Raw genomic sequence first — 18,974 nt, 5'->3', positions numbered from 1 at the left:
CTTTAAATTCTTTTTTCTACTTTTTTTATCCAACCATTAGGTGCAGCAATTTTTCCTGTTTGTAAACCAGTATAATACTCGTAAATTTTTCTTGAGTATGCTCCAATAGAACCATCTCCTACAGTTAAAATACTATTGTCTTCAAAAACATATTCACCAACAGCTGATACTACAGCTGCTGTACCGAATCCACCTGCTTCAATTATTTCTTTACTTTTAATTTTTTCAATGAATTCCTCTAAAGCAACTCTTTTTTGTATTACTTTAAGTCCTAAAGAGTTTTGTAATTCAATAATAGATTCAGAAGTAATACTTCTTAATACAGTATCAGTAAACTCAGGTATAACTACTGCCCCATCTTTTTCTATATGGTAATGATTCATTGCCCCAGCTTCTTCAATGTATTTATTTTGAGCATCTAAATAAAGAACCTGGCTTGCGCCAAATTGTTTTGCAAACTCTCCGGCTCTCAAAGATGCGGCATAGTTGCCTGCGGCTTTTGATTCACCAGTGCCACCGCTTACAGCTCTGTGGAATTTTTTGGTTATAAGAAGCCTGATTGGTTTAGTAAATCCTTCTGGGTAGTATGGACCGCTTGGTGATAAAATGATTGCATATCTATAAGACTTACTTGGATGCACACCTAAAGAATCTTCAGTTGCAAACATAAATGGCCTAATGTATAGTGAAGCACCATTCTGAATTGGAAACCACAATCTATCAACATCTATCAATGCGTGTATGGCTTCTATTTGAAGGTTTTCATCAATGGATGGCATACAGAGAATTTCGGCTGATTTATTTAATCTTTTTGCATTTTTATCTATTCTAAATGTATAGATTTCATTATCTGGATGCATAAAAGCTTTTGCACCTTCAAATAAAGCCTGTCCATAGTGCAGTGCAATTGCACCAGGTGATATAGTAAATGGCTCATATGGTACAATACGTGCGTTTTGCCATTCTCCATCTTCATAATCAATCAAAAACATGTGATCAGTTCTTAATTGACCAAAAGGTAAGGGTTGAGTAGGTTTTAATTGTTCTTTTCTTCTTTGGGATTTTGGTTTTAAAATATACGCTATTTGCATAACAAACTCCTTTCTTAATTAAATTATTTAATCTTATATTACTTAGAAAAATAAATGTCAAGTTTTTAAAAAATAGTATTTATCGTCTTGAATTAAGATTTTTGCTTTGTTTGTATCAACAAGATACAACAGGTGCGCTAGTGCTTCTGAATGTGCAAACCATTTTTGAGCAATAGGAAAATCTTCCCAGTTTTTGTACTTTATATCCCAATGCATCAGTGAGGCTACTTTGTAGGCATCATTTGGAGTTTTTGTATCAATAAGATTCAATACTTCATTTAATCTTTCTTCATGGTGTTTTTTAAGCTCATCAATTCTTTTTTGTAAATTATAAAAAATTCTTCTGTGTCCAGGTAAAACCATATCTACATCAAAATTATAAACTTTATCAAGACTTTCTAGATATTCTTTTAGAGGGTTTTTGTTTTCATATGCTGCAGATATATTTGGAGTTATATCTTCTAACACATGATCCGACGAAAAAAATAATTTTTTATTAGCTTCATATAGACATACAATACCTTTTGTGTGGCCTGGTGTTTTAATACATTTAAGTTCCAATTGGCCGTAATTTAATACCTGCTGATCTTCAACATAAGAAATTTTCGAAAGAAGATTGCCCCTAAAAGCGTATTTGTAACCTGGATGTTTTTTTATTGCATTTGACAGAGAATCTATTGGAAACCCAAATTTTTTTGCATAATTTGCTTCTTCAAGCCAGAATTCTTCCCAGTTTGTGCCTAATATGTATGGCGCATCTTCTTTGGTAAAATATACAATTGATTGTGGTGTTGATAATTTACCTATTAATCCACTATGGTCTGCATGCATGTGAGTAATAAAAATATCTGTTTTTTCAAGATCAATATCAAGTTTTGCCAAAGCATATTTTAGTGTCTGCTCGCATTCAATTCTATTCATACCAGTATCAATAATTAAACTTCTTTCTCCTTTTATCACATAAGAGTTTATTGATTTAAGGGGGTTTTGAGGTAGGGATACTTCTATTTTGTAAATATTATCAAAAATACATTCTATGCTAATTTTACACCTCCCCCAGGTAACTTTTTCTTACTTCTTCATTTTGTAATAAGTTTTGGGCTATATCTTCAAGCACAATTTTGCCTGCTTCAAGTACATAACCATAATGAGCAATTTTTAATGCCATTGCTGCATTTTGCTCTACAAGCAAAATTGTCATACCTTCACGATTTAAGTGCTGGATTATCTCAAAAACTTCTTGTACAACTTTTGGTGCCAAACCAAGCGATGGTTCATCAAGCATTAAAAGGGAAGGCTCACTCATAAGGGCTCTGCCTAAAGCCAGCATTTGTTGTTCACCACCAGAAAGTGTTCCAGCATATTGTTTGGCACGTTTTTTTAAAATAGGAAATATTTGAAAAATCCGTTCATATTTTTCTTCTAATGTTGAAGCTGGTTTATTAAATGCCCCAATGCGTAGATTTTCTAAAACTGTCAGGTTAACAAAAACTTTTCTACCTTCTGGCACGAGTGCTATACCACGTTTAATTCGCTGGTATGTTTTTTCTTTTGATATATTGTTAGATAATAAATTTACTTGACCGCTTGACGGCACAAGACCCACAATGGATTTCAGCGTACTTGATTTTCCAGCACCGTTCGGTCCTATTAATGTTACTATTTTGCTTTCGGGAACCTCAAATGAAATATCGTTTACTGCGTGTATAAGTTTATAAAAAACATTTAAATTTTTAACCTTTAACATTTGCTTCCCCTAAATAAGCCGCTATAACTTTTGGGTTTTTTTGAATTTCTTCAGGTGTACCTTCTGCAATTTTAGCGCCATAATCAAGCACATAAATTCTTTGGCAGATTCCCATTACAAACTTCATATCATGTTCTATTAAAAATATAGTTAAATTGAATGTATCTTTGATTTCTTTTACAAAATACATTAGTGCTATTTTTTCGCTTGGGTTCATGCCAGCTGCAGGCTCATCTAGAAGTAACAATTTTGGTGAAGTCGCAAGAGCCCTTGCAATTTCAACTTTTCTTTGTTCTCCATAAGATAGACCTGTTGCTTTTAGATGCGCTTTTTCTTTTAAATTTACCTTTTCTAACAATTCAAGCGCTTTTATTTTTATTTCCTTTTCTTGAACTAAAAATCTCGGAGTTTTTAAAATTGGTTCAAATAGTCTATATTTAACTTTATGTGCAAAACCTATCATTATGTTTTCAAGAACGGTTAAATTTTCAAATAATCTTATATTTTGAAATGTTCTTGCCATACCAATGGGAACAATTTTATATGGTTTAAAGCCAGTAATGTTTTTCCCTTCAAATACTATACTTCCTGTTGTTGGTTTTAGATTACATGTAACAACATTAAACATGGTCGTTTTGCCAGCGCCATTGGGTCCAATTAAACCAGTTATGCTAGATTTGGCAACGTTTAAACTAACATCATTTAGAGCAACAAGACCACCAAACTTCATTGTAATATGTTCGCATACAAGTATATTATTTTCCATTTTTTGCGCCACCTTTTATAGCATTAAATAGCCAATCCCATGAGAATTCTTTCTTTCCCATTATGCCTTCCCTTGCAAAAAGCATTACAAAGATTAATAACAATGAGAAAATAATCATCCTAAGGCCAGGTATTCCTGGAGTTGTTATGCCAAATATATGCATTGGTTGATCAAATACTCTAAGCAGTTCTGATCCCCAAACGATAACGATTGTAGCTATAACTGTTCCTGTTATGCTACCAAGACCACCCATAACTATAATTACAAGCAAATTGAATGTTAAGAAAAATGTAAAAAGCGTTGGAGAAATAGTTGTAATTAAGTGTGCAAGCAAACCTCCTGCAACACCTTGAAAAAAAGCACCTACAACAAAAGCAATCATTTTCATCTTAAATGTGTTTATGCCCATAGCCATAGCTGCATCTTCATCATCCCTTACAGCCTTCATAGCCCTGCCATAATTGGAATTGATTATACTCATTACTACAAAAATAGTAAATACAAGCCAGCCATAACTCCACCATATATTTGTATAGTTAGATATACCCTTTAATCCTAGTGGTCCATTAGTTATAGTTATGGCATTATTTGCAACAATATCTATAACAATACCAAATCCCAATGTAACAATAGCAAGATAGTCGCCTCTTGTTCTAAATACAGGAAATCCTAAAATAAATCCAAAAAATGCAGTTACAAGTCCAGCAACTATAAGTGCAGCCAAAAAAGGTAGATGAATTGAACCCAATAACGGCATAATAGGATCAATGATAAACATCGCTTGCTTTTGCGCTGGGGTAAGGCTTAAAAGCGCAGCAGTGTAGGCGCCAACTGCTGCAAATCCGTTTGGAGCAAGAGAAAACTGTCCTGTAATGCCGTTTATAAGATTATAGCTTACAGCTAGTATCATTGTAATGGCAATATTATTCAATATGATAATTGTGTATCTGCTAAAATGATGATTTGCGTAATATAAAAAAATAAAAAGTAGAATTATGCTTAAAATTGTAAAAATTGTATTCTTATTCATACTAAAATCTCTTCCTTTCTAATTCTTTTCCCATAATACCAGTAGGTTTGACTAAAAGTACAAGTATTAATAGCAAGAAAGCAAACGCATCTTTATAACCAGCTAAACTCGGGAAAAACGCTACTATTAGAACTTCTGATATTCCAAGAACCAGTCCACCAATTGCAGCTCCAGCAACATCCCCGATACCACCTAAAACTGCGGCAGCAAATGCTTTAAGTCCTGGCATAATACCCATTAATGGATTTATTGAAGGATACTGTGTAGACCACAAGATCCCGCCAACAGCAGCCAAGGAAGAGCCTATAAAAAACACTAGCGAAATAACGATATCAACATTTATACCCATTAAACTTGTAGTATCAATATCCAACGCAATAGAACGCATAGACATACCATATTTTGTATGGTGCAATATATAAAGTAGCATATATAAAAGAGCAAGCGCAATAATTGGGGTATAAATACTAACAACTGGTAAATACAATTGATTATAGTTTAAAACACCATGAAATATCGGTGCTATAGGAAAAGCTTTTGGCACTCCACCAAATAACACTAAAAATAAATTTTCTAGAAAAAAAGATACACCGACTGCTGTAATCAACAATGAAACACGACTCGCATTTCTAATTGGTCTATACGCTAATCGTTCAATTAGAACACCAATTAGGCCAGTAATAATTATTGCTGTACCAAAAGAAATCCACCAGGGTAACATAAAAGCACTAATACCAAAAAACGCTAAATATGCACCTACCATTAAAATATCGCCATGAGCAAAGTTAATCATTCGCAAAACGCCGTACACCATAGTATAGCCAATAGCAACAAGAGCATAGAGACTTCCAGCAGAAATTCCATTAATTAGTTGTTGAAGAATGGTTGTTAACATTATTTAATCATCCTTTTAAAAAATATATGTTATTTGAATGAATAGGTAAGGAGAGCACAAATGCTCCCCTTATAGAGGTTGTTTTACGGTTTAATTGAAGTAACATAAACAAATTTGCCATTTTCAACCTTTTCAATAACAGCTGGCTTGATTGCATCACCATTTACAAGTGTAATGTTTCCAGTTACGCCTTGGAAATTTTTTGTTGCTCTAAGAGCTTTATTTATAGCAACTGGATTATCAGATTTAGCTCTATCAATTGCGTTGACTAACATAAAATAAGAATCTGCAGACAAAGCGGCAAAATTGTCAGGTAATTTATGGTATTTTGCTTGATAGGCTTGTTCAAATTTTTTACCCAATGCAGTTTTTATAGCTTCTGGCGCAAAACCAGTAGTAAATGTAAGCCCATTTACCGCTGCTCCACCTACTTTTAATAAGGCAGCTTCGTCAGCGCCATCACCAGCAAGAATAGTTTGTTTTAATCCAAATTCTCTTGCTTGTCTTGCAAACAAAGCTATTTCTTGGTAATAGCATGGCATGTAGATAATTTGTGGATTTGCTGGCTTAAGAGAAGCAATCTGAGCAGAAAAGTTACTTTCGCCTGTTTGTATAAATGTTTTAGCTACAATTTTGCCACCTAATTTTTTAAAATTTTCCTCAAAAAACTTTGCAAGACCAACTGAATAATCTTGAGCAGAATCAATTACTATTGCAGCAGTTTTGGCATGCAGATCTTTTACAGCATAAAATGCTGCAACTTTTCCTTGAAATGGATCAATAAAGCAAGCTCTGGATATAAAGTTTTTGCCTTCTGTTAACAATGGGTTTGTTCCAGTTGGCGTGATTAAGGGAATTTTAGCTTTTTCTACAATTGGAGTTGCAGACATAACATTACCAGAAATTAAAGGTCCGATAATTGCATCTACCTTGTTGTCGTAAACAAGCTTGTTTACAGCATTGGCTGCTTGCACTTTATCGCCCTGGTCATCTACAAGAATTAGGTCAATTTTTTTACCCAAAGCGGTTGGCATAATTTCTTTAGCAACCTGTAAACCCTGCCATGAGCTTTGACCAAAAGAGGCAACTGGTCCTGTCATTGAAAACACAACACCGACTTTGATTGTGTTTTGCGCTGCAAAAGATTTATTTGCACTAAAGCCAAAAGTAAACACAGCCGCCAATGCAAACAAAATAGTTTTGTAAAATGTACGTTTCATAAAACCCCCTTTCTTAAAATTATTCTTAAGTATAATTTTTTATTTCTGTTTTGTCAATTATTTTAAATTAAATTAATTTAAAAATAAAACCTTTGTTTAAAACTAATTAGCTAATTATAATTTTACAAAACAATGACTCAAAAAACTATATAACTTTAATTATATAATAAATATAAGTCATAAGATTTATGCTAAAAACCCACCCATTTATTTTTTTTAGCAGGCAAACCCACAAAAGCATTAAAGCAATATTAAATAATGCAATGTACGCGCTCAAAAGAGCATTTTGCGTAATAGTCCAATTAGTTAGTAAAATTCCAACACTTACTGGAAATGTTGATTGAAAAACCATAGCACCACTTATGTTACCAAAAGCCAAAATATCTTTGTTTTTTAATGTCCAGGTTAGAGAATTAATTTTTTCTGGAAGCTCAGTTGCTATTGGAGAAATTAATAGAGAAAATATCAGAGGATTAAAGCCAAAATGTTGACTTATAGTGCTTAAACCATTGACAAAAGCATAAGCACCAAAAATAATAGTAGCCAAAGACACAATTAATTGAAAAAAACCGGATAGAAGGTTTTCTTTTATTTTAAAGAGTCTAAAAAAATATAAATTGTCTTTAAATTCAAGCTTTGAGCTTCTGCCATTAAATGTTAAATATAAATAAACTAGATATATGCCAATTACAGCAAATGCAAATATACCTTTTATATGGTTAAATTGAGTTGCTAAAATTGCAATAATGTAAGATATTAAAAAAAAAGTAAGGTCCCGTTTTGTTGTTTTTTCTTCAATTTTCAGACTAAATGAGCCTTTTTTTAATAAATGTCTAATAACCACACCAATACCAATCATCAAAAAACCAAGCGTTGAAAGCATAAAAGGTGCTCCCAAAATTGCACCAATTCCTATTTCATGAGCTGAATTTTTTAGAAACAAGATTGCAATAATTGGCAATATAGTTTCTGGCAGGGCTGTTCCAATAGCGGCAAGTATTGAACCTATAACTGCCTGTGAAAGTTTTAATTTAGAGCCTATATATTCTAAAGAATTTGTAAACATTTCGCTAGCAACAACAATAAACGCAATGCTAATAATAAGAAAAAATAAATTCAAAATCATAAGTTAAAATTACCATAATGTATAATTTTAGTCAAATAAACAATTATTCTTCTGGAAAATTAAAGCTTTTAAATACTTTTTTGTATAAAATCAGATATGTAGCTTGCAAAAAAGCTGCCATAAAAAAGGGCATCTCGAATGAATTTGCTTCAATCAAAGCTCCAGTTACATAAGGACCTATGGAGCGTGGAAACTGCATTGAAGCAGAATTCAAGCTAACAGCAAAACCCCTTCTTTTGTCTCTAACCAAACTTACAGTAAGTGCCTGTCTTACACCAGCTGAACTTCTGTTAAAAATTTGGTGAAAGATATAAAATAATGATGCCAAAAAATATGTTGGAGCAAGTGGTAAGAGTATTAAAAATACAAGACCAACAAGCCTTTGTGCAAAAACAGAATTAACAATCCCAAATTTTAGAGATAGTTTACCTGTATAGAAGGATAGTATTGCGCTTAGTAAAAAAGTTATTGCAAAAACAGGAGCGATTAATCTTGCGCCAACACCAAACCTTAATGCAAACCAATACGCTATCAGTGGACCCTTTAGACCTATTGCCAGACCATTTATACTGTTTAAGCCTATAAGTTTAATTAAATTAAGATTTTCTTTTTTATCAATACCTGCTTCTTTTTTATCCGACGCTTGTTTTAAAATTTTAGGTTTATAATTTTCTTCAACTTTAAAAAGCAAATAAAGCGTTATACTTGCAAACAAAAAAACAACAAAGAAAAGTAATCTGTAATCCATGTTTTTTTGTGTAAAATTTAAAAAAGCAAAAAACATTGCTAGAAGAGAACCAATACACATCCCCAAAAAACCCAATGCTGTATTTAAGCTAAAAACCATACCACGCATGTTTGGTTGTATCTTTTCAGCAAGCAATGCTTGTTCTGCAGGAGAAAAAGGCCCAGCTGCACCGTTTGCTCCAAGACCAAAGCTACCAATAGCACTAAAAATAGCTATTACATAGATATTATTTGCAAAAAACATTCCTAAACTTGCAAACATTAAAAGCAATGTGTAGATTATTAAAAACGGTTTTCTTTTGGTTTTATCACTAACAAATCCTATAAATAAACTGCCAAAAGCACCAAATAGACTAACAAATGTATAAACCAGACCTATTGTTGTTGCGCTGTAACCTAAAGCTTTGAGATACAAAGCAAAATCAACAATTAATAACCCCTGACCAATGCTGCGCAAAAATCTTATAGAAAGTAGATACTTTGTGCTTTTATTCATATAAAAAACGCAATTTTGGTTTTTGTGGTATTAAGTTCAATTTATAGGCGTAATCAAAAAAAAGCTCAAGAGACTTTTTTTTGTTTTCTGTTAAGTCGTACGATAGGTTGTTTTTTAAGTAATCATAAGCTTTTTCATAGTCATAATTGTGCGTATCACAAAAAGCTTCAGCAATTGTATCAAGATTATTTACACCCCATTCTTTAGCTTTTAAAAACAAATCTATATATTTAGCTGAGATTTTATCATTTGCAATCCATAAAGCGAAAACAAATGGATATCCGCTAAACTCTTTCCATTCATAAGCTAAATCAATAATTTCTTCGTCTGTATGTTCTATTCTATATAAGGCATTATCGCCTATTACAAGTTCGCAATCGGCTCTATCCTGTATATAGTCAACTTCCAATTTGTACTTATAAGCAAACAAGATTTTAGTAAGAGCAACAGATGTATTTGAATTTTTATCAAGCTTAACGGTTTTTACTTTATTTAACGGTTTTTTTAAAAATAGTGCTACACTTTTAACCTTGTAATCGCTTGATATGCAAACGTTAGGTACCAGATAGTAATCAGATTTTGCGTATTCTATGGAAGGCGCTATACCTACATCTACCTGTTTTTCAAAAAGTAGCCTAGCACAAACAGAAGGCATTTTTTTTATAAACTCAATGTCATTGTCTATAATTTTATTTACAAGCGCATAGTATAAAGGATATGCATTTAAAAAGTCTACTAAAACTACTTTCATTTAATGTTCTCCTTTAGGTAAATTATTTTAGAGCTAAATTCTAAAGCACTAACCAACTTTAAAGCATCAAATAAATTATCAGAAAATGCAAAAACTCCATGTCCTTTTGCTATTACAATTTTATTTTCTGTTTCATTAAAATGTTGAGCAATTGCATCTTTGGCTTCATCCCAGTTTTTTATATCAAGCACATCAACTTGCTTTAAAAAAAACTTTCCTTCATGGTCAATTGGAATGATTTTAGAGTATACCATGGATAGAGCTACTGTGTAAGGACTATGTGCGTGTACAATAGCGCTTGCTTTATCAATTGTTTTGTAAATATTTACATGCAACTCTACTTCACTTGAAGCTGCATTCCAGCGAACATCCCTTTCAAACCCAATTTTTACAATATCTTTGCTTTTTAGACCATATAAAGATTTACCAGTTTTTGTTATCCATATACCATCTTTTACCTTTGCGCTCATATTGCCACTTGATGCATCAACGAGCCCCATTAAAAAAAGCATATCTCCTATTCTTTTAAACTCACTTATCATACTTTCTCCTATAAAAAATATATCCAATTATTAAAATCACTGCAAACGCAATTAATCCAGCGCTAAACCTATGCATGTAATATTTTAATAAATCAGGATTTTTACCAACAAAATAGCCAATTAAAGCAAGACCTGCAGTATAGATGAAAGCGCCAAGCGTAGTAAAAAGTGAAAAGGCAAATACTCTCATTTTAGATAAACCAGCAGGTATTGAAATAAGGTGTCTGATTGTAGGCAAAAGTCTTCCTACAAAAACACTTATTGCACCATGTTTTTCAAAAAAAACAACAGTTTTTTTTAGTGCTTTTTCCAGTCTGAAAATTTTACTAAATTTTAAGACAATTTTTAGTCCAAGTGTTTTGGATACATAGTAGTTAAAAAGCGCTCCAGCTAAACTACCAAGCGTACCATCAATAATAACAACCCAAAGGTTCATTTTTCCAACTGCAGCTAAATAACCGGCAGGTGGAATTACGAATTCTCCCGGTAGCGGTACAATTGAGCTTTCTAAAAACATCAGAAAAAAAATACCTAAATATCCAGACGCCCCAATAGCTTTAACCAAAAAATCAGCCAAATCAATTAAATAACTCATATAACTCCTTTTTTTGCCGCCAAAAACAAGTACTGCTGGGCAATGCCTGCGTATTGTCCAAAATAATCTTTTCCAAATTCTTCAATAGTTCTTACACTTTGTTTACGATTGTCAAAGTATAGCTTTTCAATTATTCTTTTTATCCATACATCAGTGCAAAAAACTTCATAACGCCTGTATGCAAAAAGCAAAATACAGTCTGCAACCTTTGAACCTATGCCTTGCAAGTTCATTAACTTTATTTTTGCTGTTTTTGTATCGAGTTTATAGATGCTATCAAAAAAATCTTTGTTTTGTGTAAGATTTGAAATGTATCTTTTTCTAAACCCAAAACCACACTTAGATAATACCTCTTCCTCAAAGTTAACGCTACAAGAAGGAAATGTATAACCTAAATCTGTTTTATTGCCATAGACCTCACTTACCTTATCAAGCATTAATCTTATGCGCTTTATGTTGTTGAAAGCAGAGCAGATAAAAGACACTGTTGTTTCGTATGGATCTTGCGTGAGTATAATTAAACCTTCAAATGCTTTTATTGCTTTAATTATGTGATTGTCAAGCATGATCTGGTTAATAATTTTATCAAAATTAATATCCAGTGAAAAAAATCTCATTATGTAGTTTTTATCTACATTGTTGTAATATAAGTAATTACCATCAAAATACACATCAAATATTACACTTGAAAATATTCTATAACCATCATTTATTTTTGAGATTCTGAAAATTTGCCCGCTTTCAAGCGTGTATTCTAAATTAAATTTAAATGGCACTTTTATTTTATTCATTTTTTAGCCTTTGAAGTTTGTTTTTAGTTTGTCTGTAGAGTTCTTTTAGCTCTTCATTATTTGGATTTTTGGCAATCTCTTTTAGAAAATGTTGCATCTGTTTTTTAAGTTTTTCTATCTCCATAGCATTTATAAGCATTAAAAAATTGATGCGTTTTTGAGAAATGGTTTCTTCATTTGTTAACAGGTATAGTTCATAGCATAACGACGCACTTTGTTTGTCCAGATTTGATACAAATTCTTCAAAACTAATTTGGTTATTTTCTATAAGTTTTAAAAATATATTTTTAAGATCATCATTAAAATTTTTTGCAAATTCTTCTTTATCTTCAATCCAATCAAGCAAAAAAGGGTCTTTTAATAGGTAAGATATTATATAATGATTTTTTGTGTATTTTTTGTTAGGTTTTTCTTGGGTAGAAGGATTTTTTTGGAGTATATTGAGATTAAGGAGTCTTCTTGCCTTTGAGTAATACAAACTTTTTGTTACAGGATCATTTATGCTATCTATTGCGCTTTTTATAGAATTTATTGCACTTGCAACAAATATCGGTTGTGAATGAAGAAGCCTTGCATTTTGGAGGTTATACTGGGCAAGTATCTTTTCTTCTAAAAAACTAAAATAGTCTTTTGCGTTTTGCAATTGTTTTTTGTATTCATCTATAGAGTATTTTAATACAAAACTATCTGGATCTTCTTTTTTTGCATCATCTAAATTAAATTCTATTACATATGCATCAAGCTGACCTAAAACCTTAGTGTTTTTTAGCATTGCATTTATGCCTGCTTTATCTGTATCAAAATTGAAGTAAATCTTGTTTGTATATTTTTTTATTAGCCTTATGTGATAATCAGATAGATTTGTACCCATTGTTGCACACGCACATTGCAAGCCTTCTTGGTATAGTCTTATGCAATCAAAGTATCCTTCACAAACAATAAGAAAATCTTTTGCGTAATTTTTTGCTTTATCAAAACCGTAAAGTATTTTTTGTTTTGAAAATAAAACTGTTTCTTTTGTATTAATATACTTTGCTTTTTGGTTTTCATGCAATGCTCTACCTGCAAAACCTACAATGCGACCATATTCGTCGTGTATTGGAAACATCAAACGGCCGCCAAATATATTATAAGAATTCGATAAAATACCAACTTCGTTTATCTGCTTTTTTGTGTATTTTTTGAGCAAAAAATCAAGCAATGAGTTATCATCTGGGTTATATCCAAGCTGAAATAATTCTTGAGTTTTTCTTGTTATTTGCCTTTTTTCTAAGTATTTCAATGCAAGATTTGAATTTTTAAGTTTATTTTGAAAAAACTCGCAAGCAAGTTTATTTATATCAAGAAGTATATTTTCTTTTTTAGTGCTTTCATCTAAAGTATCCGCATCCAATCCTAACTCCAGCGCAAGGTTTTTAATTGCTTCTTTAAACTCCAGGTTTTCTATTTTCATATAAAAAGTTATTACATCACCGCTTTCTCCGCAACCAAAGCAATGAAAAAACTGTTTTTGTTTGTTTACGGTAAATGAAGGTGTTTTTTCTGAATGAAAAGGACATAAGCCAACATAATTAGAACCAATTTTTTTTAAGTTTACATATCTGCTTATAAAATCTACAATATCTAATCTATTTTTGATTTCTTGTGCAAGGTTCATTTTAAAACCACTATAGTAGCACCGTCTCCGCCCAGATTTGGCGGCGCCATTGAAAAACTTTCTACAAATTTGCTATCTTTTAATAGATTCCTTACCATTTCTTTAAGCACACCACTTCCTTTTCCGTGGATAATCCGGACTTCTTTTATATCATTTGCCACAGCATAGTCAAGAAATTGCAATACTTCAAGTTCAGCTTCAAATGCATGCATGCCGATTATATTCAATTCCTGCCTGTACTGTGTTGAATCAGTTATATTTATAGAACTTTGTTTTAGTGGACTTTGTTTTTTTTCCAACATAGATATTTTTGCCTGTATAAGTTTACCATCAATACTTACCTGAGCATATTGTCCTTTTATGTTAATAATTGTACCAAAGGATTTTCCTAACTTTACAGTATCTCCTTTTTCAAATACTTGTCTTGAATTTGGAGTTTGCTGACTTGGTAAGTCAAATTTTTCAATTGAGCTTACAAACCTTTGGGCATCTTTTATTTCTTTGGTCTTGATAACCTTTGAAATCTCTTTTTTTAATGTATTTAACAGTTGTTTATATTGCTGTTGCGTTTGCAGGTGTTCACTCAATAAACTTTCCTTTAACTGATTTATTTGTTGATTGAGTCTGTTAAAGAGCATCTTGTATCGTTTTATGAGTTTGTTGTATAGATCTTTTTTTCTTAGCATTTCATTAAGTTCTTTTTCGTATTTGTCAAATAGCTGATTTTCTTTTGATTCAAAAGCTTGTTTAGCTATTTCGGATATATCAGTGTTCAAATACTTTTGCATGATTTCTATGCCGTAGCTTTTGCCAATTTTGCCATAGGTTAGCTTATAGGTAGGTTGCAGTTTATCTTCGTCAAACTCAAATGCAGCTAAATAGACATTGTCAATATCTTTTAGCTTATATACCAGATTTCTATAGTGCGTGCTCATGATAAGCATTGGGTTTTTCTTGTTTAAATAATAAAATATAGCATATACGATTGCATATGCTTCATCAGGGCTTGTCCCACTTCCTGGTTCGTCTAATAGTATCAGGGAGTTTTCGTCTGATTTATCTATTATTTCTTTTATTCTAACCATATTCGAAGAAAAGGTGCTCAAACTTTCTGTTTCTTGCTCGTCGCCAATTACAGCAAATATATTTGACACTTTACCTATCGAAAAGTAATCTGCACAGATTGGTATATTGGCAAACGCACAAAGCGTTGCAAGACCTACTTGCTTTATAAATACTGTTTTTCCGCCAGTATTTGGACCTGTTATAATTAAAGATCCATTTAAACTTAAATCGTTGCCTACAACATTTTCGTGAGTTTTTAAAAGCAATGGATGTTTTAAATTGTAAGCTTCAAGACGATTTTTTTCATCAAATTGTGCCAATATTGCATTAAATTTTTTTGCAAATAAGATTTTTGCACAAAAACAATCAAGCTTTGCAAGTTCTTTTGTATTATGAATCAAATCTTGAGTGTGTTTTCTTATAAGGTTTGTGAAAGCAACAAGGATTTTTTGTATTTCTTTTGTTTCTTCCAGTATTAAATCTTCAAGATAATTGTTTTTTTCAAATATTTCGTATGGTTCTACAAAAAAACCTGCTCTTGAAATATCCACCTTTCTTGCTTTTATGTATTCTTTATAATTTGGCTTTACAAGTATTGTAAAGCGTGAATTTTTCAAAAAAACATTCGTATCAAGAAGTATATTTTGCAAACCCTTTTTCCTTACAAAAAAATGCAAAAGCGTTGTTATATCGTCTTTTGTTGCTTTAATTTTTGACCTTAAAAATGAGAGTTTTTTTGTGCTTGAGTCTTTAATGTAGCCTGTTTCATCAATTGTTTGGGCTATTAAAAGTTTAAGTTTATCAAGATTAACAAAATTGATATATTTTTTGACATTTTCATTTAAGTCTTTGTCTAATTTGCTTATAAAATCAATAAAAGTATATATGTAGTAAATTTCTTTTGCACTTAATTGCGAATAAATGACTTTTTCCAGATAATCATCTATGTATATATCATCAAGTATTGGTATAGAGTTTTGTAGACTTTCAAAAAAAATATCTAAAATCTTTGAATTTTGGAGAGCTTTTTCGAAGTCAAATACAGGCTCTATCTTATCAATACAATTTTTACCGTATGTTGTTTGAGCAAACTCTTTTAGAACATTTTTTAGTTTATCAAACTCTAAAACTTCAAAAACACTTTTCATATCTTTGATATTATAATACATTAGTTTAATTTTTTGGCAAAAAAAATTTTAGGGTTGAAATTTAATAATATGTGTATATTATATAGTGAGAAACTTACTTAAAAGGAGGTACTTATGCTAAAGCGTTTAGCATGGATGGTATGTTTATCTTTGCTTTTATTGTTTAACTTTGCTTTTGCAAAAGTTGGTATTTTAAGCACTCAAGAAGTTGCATCTATGATTGGTAAAAAAGGTGTGGTAATTATAGATACAAGACCACAAGAAGCATATCTAAAAGCACATTTACCCAATGCTGTAAATTTAACACCAACGGGCGAGCTTTTTAGTGAACAATATGGTGTTAAAGCTGCAAGTATTGCTAGTAACTCGCAACTCGAAGCAGCTTTATCAAATGCTGGAATTTTACCAACTGACACTGTAATCGTTTATTCTGGAGGAGATAATCCTGCATTTTTCTTAACAAATGCTACAAGGGTTATTTTGGCTCTAAAATGGGCTGGCGTTGAAAATGTGTATTTTATGAATGGTGGTTTTGAAAAATGGGTTGATGAAAAAAGACCAGTTCAATCAGGCGAAGTTGCGCTACCAAAAACACATTTTGTAATAAAGCGCAATACACCACAAACTTATGTATTTAGCGATTTTGTTGAATGGGCAGTTAAAAATGAAAATAAAATTCAACTTGTCGATGTAAGACCATTTGCTCAATACACAGGTGAGTTTACAAGTGATAAACGACTTGCAAAATATGGCCACATAAAAGGGGCAGTTAACCTGCCAGTAGGCGAGTGCGTTAAAAAAGTTGATAATTACTTTTTAATTAAAACACCACAAGAAATTGAGAGCTTACTTAAAAAAGCTGGTGTGGATAATAATAAACCAATTATTTCATATTGCAACACAGGTTACTTTGCTAGCGGTCTATGGTTTGTAGAAAGAGCTTTATTTAATAATGAGCTGGTTTTTACATATAACGGCTCAATGGTTAGCGCATCAAGAAATCCAAATATACCAATCGTTACAGGAACATCCCCCCTCTGATACTTTTTTGTAAGCAAAGCTTAAAAGCTTTGCTTACATATTCTAAAAATACATTTTTTTGTTATAATTGACTATATGAACGGTGTTGAAATTTTTTTAGATAAAACACTTTTGCGTCAAATCCCAAAACTTTCTGGTGTATATAAAATATATTCAAGCCAAAACGAACTGCTCTATATAGGAAAAGCAAAAAACCTAAGAAACAGATTGGCTTCTTATCTAAGAAAAAATATTGATCCTTATAAACAAAAGATGATACAGGAAGCTCACAGTGTTGAAATCATTGTTACAAAAAATGAAGAAGAAGCATTACTTTTAGAATCAAATTTAATAAAAGAACAACGTCCACCATACAATATTGTATTTAGAGACGATAAAAGCTACCCTTACTTGCGAATAACATATAGTGAAAATTTTCCTCGTGTTACATACTCACGACGCATAAAAAACAAAGATGATTTTTATTTTGGTCCTTTTCCTTCAGCAGAAAGCTTACATATGCTTATAAAAGTTATAAAAGATTCGTATAAAATTATACAAAAAGATGACAAAAGCTGTCAAAAAACAAATCAAAAACCATGCATTTATTATCAGATGAAAAAGTGTTTTGCGCCCTGTGCCCAGATGGTAAGCAAACAAGACTATTTAAAATTAATTGATGAAATAAATCTTCTTTTGTCAAAAAATCACGATGTGCTAAAAAATAAAATCATCGAACAGATAAAAAAATATGCAAACGAAGAACAATTTGAAAAAGCAATTGAGCTTAGAGATTCACTTGAAGCAATCAATATATTAAAAGAAAAACCTATTGTAACAGATACAAAAGCACAAATTTTGGATTGTTTTGCTTTTTTGGAAAAAGACGATATTACTTGCGTTTATGTTTTAAATGTAAGGTTAGGTAAGGTTATTGCTGGTAGAAGCTTCTTTTTTAATAAGTCATTTGATTTGGAATCAAAACAGGAATTTGTCATACAATACTATCTTCAGGGAGAACTTTTGCCTAAAAAAATTTTAATAAGCGAACCCCTTGAATTATCCAATAGTATTTTTGAAAAAAAGGTAGAAATTGTCTATCCAAAAAAAGGAGAAAACCTCAAAATATTGGAATTGGCAAAAAACAATGCCAAAGAACAGCTGGATTTGCATCTTTCAAAACTCAAAGCAAATTTGGAAGTTTTCAAACAGATAAAATTATTACTTGGACTTGAAAAAATACCTTATTATTTTGACGTATTTGATATTGCACACATTAGCTTTGAATATGTAGTTGCAGGTGTTGTAAGGTTTGATATTTCAGGTTTTAACAAATCCTACTATAGAAAATACAAACTTGAATCAAAATTCGAGTATGAATCTATGAAAGAAGCTATTTGCAGGCATATTAATTTGATTAAAAACTCAAAACTCATCTTGCCAGATGTAGTTATACTTGATGGCGGACCTATACAATTAAAAGCAGCAAGTTTTTGTGGTGTAAAAGCTATTGCTATAGCAAAAGAAAAGATTGATCATAAAACCATAAGAAGCTTATATGATGTTGAAGATAGCGTGTATTTAGAACATGGCAAAGTTGAAACAGATAAAAAAGTTTTAAACTTTTTGCAAAAGCTAAGAGATGAAGCTCATCGCTTTGCAAACACATACCATAGAAATCTAAGAAACAAAACAACAATAGCAAGTGCACTTGATAGGATAGAATTTATTGGTCCAAAAAGAAAAAAAGAATTATTTGAAAAATTTGGTAGTATAGAAAATATAAAAAATGCCCCGTTAAAAGATATTGTCTCCATAAAAGGCATAAGCGAATCTATTGCTCAAATGATAAAAGAAAAATTAAAAGATTTTTAGGCAAAATTGTTTATTGAAAAAAAATATACCTGTAGTTATAATATTTTCATGAGACTATGGTCTTTGCATCCTGTTTATTTAGATACAAAAGGTTTACTTGCGCTGTGGAGAGAAGGACTACTTGCAAAAAAAGTCCTTTTGTCTTTAACCAAAGGCTATAAAAATCATCCACAACTTAATAGATTTAAAGCTTATAGTGACCCATTAAATGCTATCGATTCTTTTTTGTACTTTGTATATTTAGAAGCAAGAAATAGGAATTATAATTTTAATGTAAGCAAAATATCAACTCTAAACTTACTTGTCGAAAAAATTCCCCTAAAGAGAGGTCAGCTTGAATTTGAATACAACCATTTGTTAAATAAGCTCAAGTTAAGGGACAAAAATAGGTATGAATTTTTGCTTAAATTAA

18 protein-coding genes are annotated in these 18,974 nt (G+C 31.4%); 3 read left to right on the top strand and 15 right to left on the bottom strand.

All coding sequences use genetic code 11. From position 1 onward, the window contains the following. Positions 1-2 precede the first annotated feature (2 nt). The 15 genes from ACP5FO_RS01270 to ACP5FO_RS01200 form a co-directional block, all read right to left on the bottom strand. The gene (locus ACP5FO_RS01270) at positions 3-1,091 is read right to left on the bottom strand and encodes a branched-chain amino acid aminotransferase (RefSeq protein ID WP_428156900.1); all 1,089 of its coding nucleotides are present in this window, start codon (positions 1,089-1,091) and stop codon (positions 3-5) included. A 57-nt stretch (positions 1,092-1,148) separates the two neighbouring features. Beyond that, positions 1,149-2,099, bottom strand: a complete 951-nt coding sequence (locus tag ACP5FO_RS01265; RefSeq protein ID WP_428156916.1) for an MBL fold metallo-hydrolase — start codon at positions 2,097-2,099, stop codon at positions 1,149-1,151. 37 nt (positions 2,100-2,136) lie between these two features. Further along, positions 2,137-2,838 carry an ABC transporter ATP-binding protein gene (locus ACP5FO_RS01260; RefSeq protein WP_428156899.1) on the bottom strand — a complete coding sequence of 234 codons (702 nt, stop codon included), beginning with the start codon at positions 2,836-2,838 and terminating at the stop codon, positions 2,137-2,139. After that, entirely contained in the window at positions 2,825-3,604 is a 780-nt protein-coding gene (locus ACP5FO_RS01255) for an ABC transporter ATP-binding protein (protein ID WP_428156898.1), read from the bottom strand. The genes ACP5FO_RS01260 and ACP5FO_RS01255 overlap by 14 nt, the downstream gene beginning before the upstream one ends. After that, on the bottom strand, positions 3,594-4,634 hold the full coding sequence (locus ACP5FO_RS01250; RefSeq protein ID WP_428107101.1) for a branched-chain amino acid ABC transporter permease: 1,041 nt from the start codon (positions 4,632-4,634) through the stop codon (positions 3,594-3,596). The genes ACP5FO_RS01255 and ACP5FO_RS01250 overlap by 11 nt, the downstream gene beginning before the upstream one ends. 1 nt (position 4,635) lies before the next feature. Continuing rightward, positions 4,636-5,529: a branched-chain amino acid ABC transporter permease gene (locus tag ACP5FO_RS01245; protein ID WP_428107105.1), complete on the bottom strand. Its 894-nt coding sequence runs from the start codon at positions 5,527-5,529 to the stop codon at positions 4,636-4,638. Between the two features lie 83 nt (positions 5,530-5,612). Next, complete coding sequence (locus ACP5FO_RS01240) at positions 5,613-6,749, bottom strand: ABC transporter substrate-binding protein (RefSeq protein WP_428107111.1); 1,137 nt, start codon at positions 6,747-6,749, stop codon at positions 5,613-5,615. Between the two features lie 145 nt (positions 6,750-6,894). Beyond that, the gene (locus ACP5FO_RS01235; RefSeq protein WP_428110572.1) at positions 6,895-7,875 is read right to left on the bottom strand and encodes a sodium:calcium antiporter; all 981 of its coding nucleotides are present in this window, start codon (positions 7,873-7,875) and stop codon (positions 6,895-6,897) included. Between the two features lie 43 nt (positions 7,876-7,918). Next, the gene (locus ACP5FO_RS01230; protein WP_428156897.1) at positions 7,919-9,118 is read right to left on the bottom strand and encodes an MFS transporter; all 1,200 of its coding nucleotides are present in this window, start codon (positions 9,116-9,118) and stop codon (positions 7,919-7,921) included. Further along, the gene (locus tag ACP5FO_RS01225) at positions 9,111-9,869 is read right to left on the bottom strand and encodes a menaquinone biosynthetic enzyme MqnA/MqnD family protein (protein WP_428156896.1); all 759 of its coding nucleotides are present in this window, start codon (positions 9,867-9,869) and stop codon (positions 9,111-9,113) included. Before ACP5FO_RS01225 ends, ACP5FO_RS01230 begins: the two co-directional genes overlap by 8 nt. After that, complete coding sequence (locus tag ACP5FO_RS01220; RefSeq protein WP_025392000.1) at positions 9,866-10,411, bottom strand: class II aldolase/adducin family protein; 546 nt, start codon at positions 10,409-10,411, stop codon at positions 9,866-9,868. The genes ACP5FO_RS01225 and ACP5FO_RS01220 overlap by 4 nt, the downstream gene beginning before the upstream one ends. Beyond that, entirely contained in the window at positions 10,401-11,006 is a 606-nt protein-coding gene (locus ACP5FO_RS01215; protein ID WP_025391999.1) for a DedA family protein, read from the bottom strand. Before ACP5FO_RS01215 ends, ACP5FO_RS01220 begins: the two co-directional genes overlap by 11 nt. Next, positions 11,003-11,797 (bottom strand): DNA-3-methyladenine glycosylase family protein, encoded by a 795-nt coding sequence (locus ACP5FO_RS01210; protein WP_428156895.1) that lies wholly within the window; start codon positions 11,795-11,797, stop codon positions 11,003-11,005. Before ACP5FO_RS01210 ends, ACP5FO_RS01215 begins: the two co-directional genes overlap by 4 nt. After that, positions 11,790-13,454: a DNA primase gene (dnaG, locus tag ACP5FO_RS01205; RefSeq protein ID WP_428156894.1), complete on the bottom strand. Its 1,665-nt coding sequence runs from the start codon at positions 13,452-13,454 to the stop codon at positions 11,790-11,792. Before dnaG ends, ACP5FO_RS01210 begins: the two co-directional genes overlap by 8 nt. After that, positions 13,451-15,688 carry an endonuclease MutS2 gene (locus ACP5FO_RS01200; RefSeq protein WP_428156893.1) on the bottom strand — a complete coding sequence of 746 codons (2,238 nt, stop codon included), beginning with the start codon at positions 15,686-15,688 and terminating at the stop codon, positions 13,451-13,453. The genes dnaG and ACP5FO_RS01200 overlap by 4 nt, the downstream gene beginning before the upstream one ends. A 93-nt stretch (positions 15,689-15,781) precedes the next feature. Here ACP5FO_RS01200 and ACP5FO_RS01195 point away from each other — a divergent pair, with 93 nt between their 5' ends. The 3 genes from ACP5FO_RS01195 to ACP5FO_RS01185 form a co-directional block, all read left to right on the top strand. After that, positions 15,782-16,708, top strand: a complete 927-nt coding sequence (locus tag ACP5FO_RS01195; protein WP_428156892.1) for a sulfurtransferase — start codon at positions 15,782-15,784, stop codon at positions 16,706-16,708. 75 nt (positions 16,709-16,783) lie between these two features. Next, positions 16,784-18,562, top strand: coding sequence for an excinuclease ABC subunit UvrC (gene uvrC / locus ACP5FO_RS01190; RefSeq protein ID WP_428156891.1), 1,779 nt, complete (start codon positions 16,784-16,786; stop codon positions 18,560-18,562). Between the two features lie 48 nt (positions 18,563-18,610). Then, positions 18,611-18,974: pyrimidine dimer DNA glycosylase/endonuclease V (locus tag ACP5FO_RS01185; protein WP_428156890.1), on the top strand; the 364-nt coding region annotated here is incomplete at its 3' end.

Origin of the sequence: Desulfurella sp., assembly GCF_049977265.1 — a bacterium.
Classification (GTDB): domain Bacteria; phylum Campylobacterota_A; class Desulfurellia; order Desulfurellales; family Desulfurellaceae; genus Desulfurella.
This window is presented reverse-complemented; position numbering and strand designations above follow the sequence as displayed.

Excerpts from the sequence above, each read along its gene's own strand:
- ACP5FO_RS01230 (WP_428156897.1), bottom strand. The coding sequence starts at position 9,118 with ATGAATAAAAGCACAAAGTATCTACTTTCTATAAGATTTTTGCGCAGC.
- dnaG (WP_428156894.1), bottom strand. The coding sequence starts at position 13,454 with ATGAACCTTGCACAAGAAATCAAAAATAGATTAGATATTGTAGATTTT.
- ACP5FO_RS01270 (WP_428156900.1), bottom strand. The coding sequence starts at position 1,091 with ATGCAAATAGCGTATATTTTAAAACCAAAATCCCAAAGAAGAAAAGAA.
- ACP5FO_RS01210 (WP_428156895.1), bottom strand. The coding sequence starts at position 11,797 with ATGAATAAAATAAAAGTGCCATTTAAATTTAATTTAGAATACACGCTT.
- ACP5FO_RS01235 (WP_428110572.1), bottom strand. The coding sequence starts at position 7,875 with ATGATTTTGAATTTATTTTTTCTTATTATTAGCATTGCGTTTATTGTT.
- ACP5FO_RS01220 (WP_025392000.1), bottom strand. The coding sequence starts at position 10,411 with ATGATAAGTGAGTTTAAAAGAATAGGAGATATGCTTTTTTTAATGGGG.
- ACP5FO_RS01260 (WP_428156899.1), bottom strand. The coding sequence starts at position 2,838 with ATGTTAAAGGTTAAAAATTTAAATGTTTTTTATAAACTTATACACGCA.
- ACP5FO_RS01200 (WP_428156893.1), bottom strand. The coding sequence starts at position 15,688 with ATGTATTATAATATCAAAGATATGAAAAGTGTTTTTGAAGTTTTAGAG.
- ACP5FO_RS01225 (WP_428156896.1), bottom strand. The coding sequence starts at position 9,869 with ATGAAAGTAGTTTTAGTAGACTTTTTAAATGCATATCCTTTATACTAT.
- ACP5FO_RS01250 (WP_428107101.1), bottom strand. The coding sequence starts at position 4,634 with ATGAATAAGAATACAATTTTTACAATTTTAAGCATAATTCTACTTTTT.
- ACP5FO_RS01240 (WP_428107111.1), bottom strand. The coding sequence starts at position 6,749 with ATGAAACGTACATTTTACAAAACTATTTTGTTTGCATTGGCGGCTGTG.
- ACP5FO_RS01245 (WP_428107105.1), bottom strand. The coding sequence starts at position 5,529 with ATGTTAACAACCATTCTTCAACAACTAATTAATGGAATTTCTGCTGGA.
- ACP5FO_RS01255 (WP_428156898.1), bottom strand. The coding sequence starts at position 3,604 with ATGGAAAATAATATACTTGTATGCGAACATATTACAATGAAGTTTGGT.
- ACP5FO_RS01215 (WP_025391999.1), bottom strand. The coding sequence starts at position 11,006 with ATGAGTTATTTAATTGATTTGGCTGATTTTTTGGTTAAAGCTATTGGG.
- ACP5FO_RS01195 (WP_428156892.1), top strand. The coding sequence starts at position 15,782 with ATGCTAAAGCGTTTAGCATGGATGGTATGTTTATCTTTGCTTTTATTG.
- uvrC (WP_428156891.1), top strand. The coding sequence starts at position 16,784 with ATGAACGGTGTTGAAATTTTTTTAGATAAAACACTTTTGCGTCAAATC.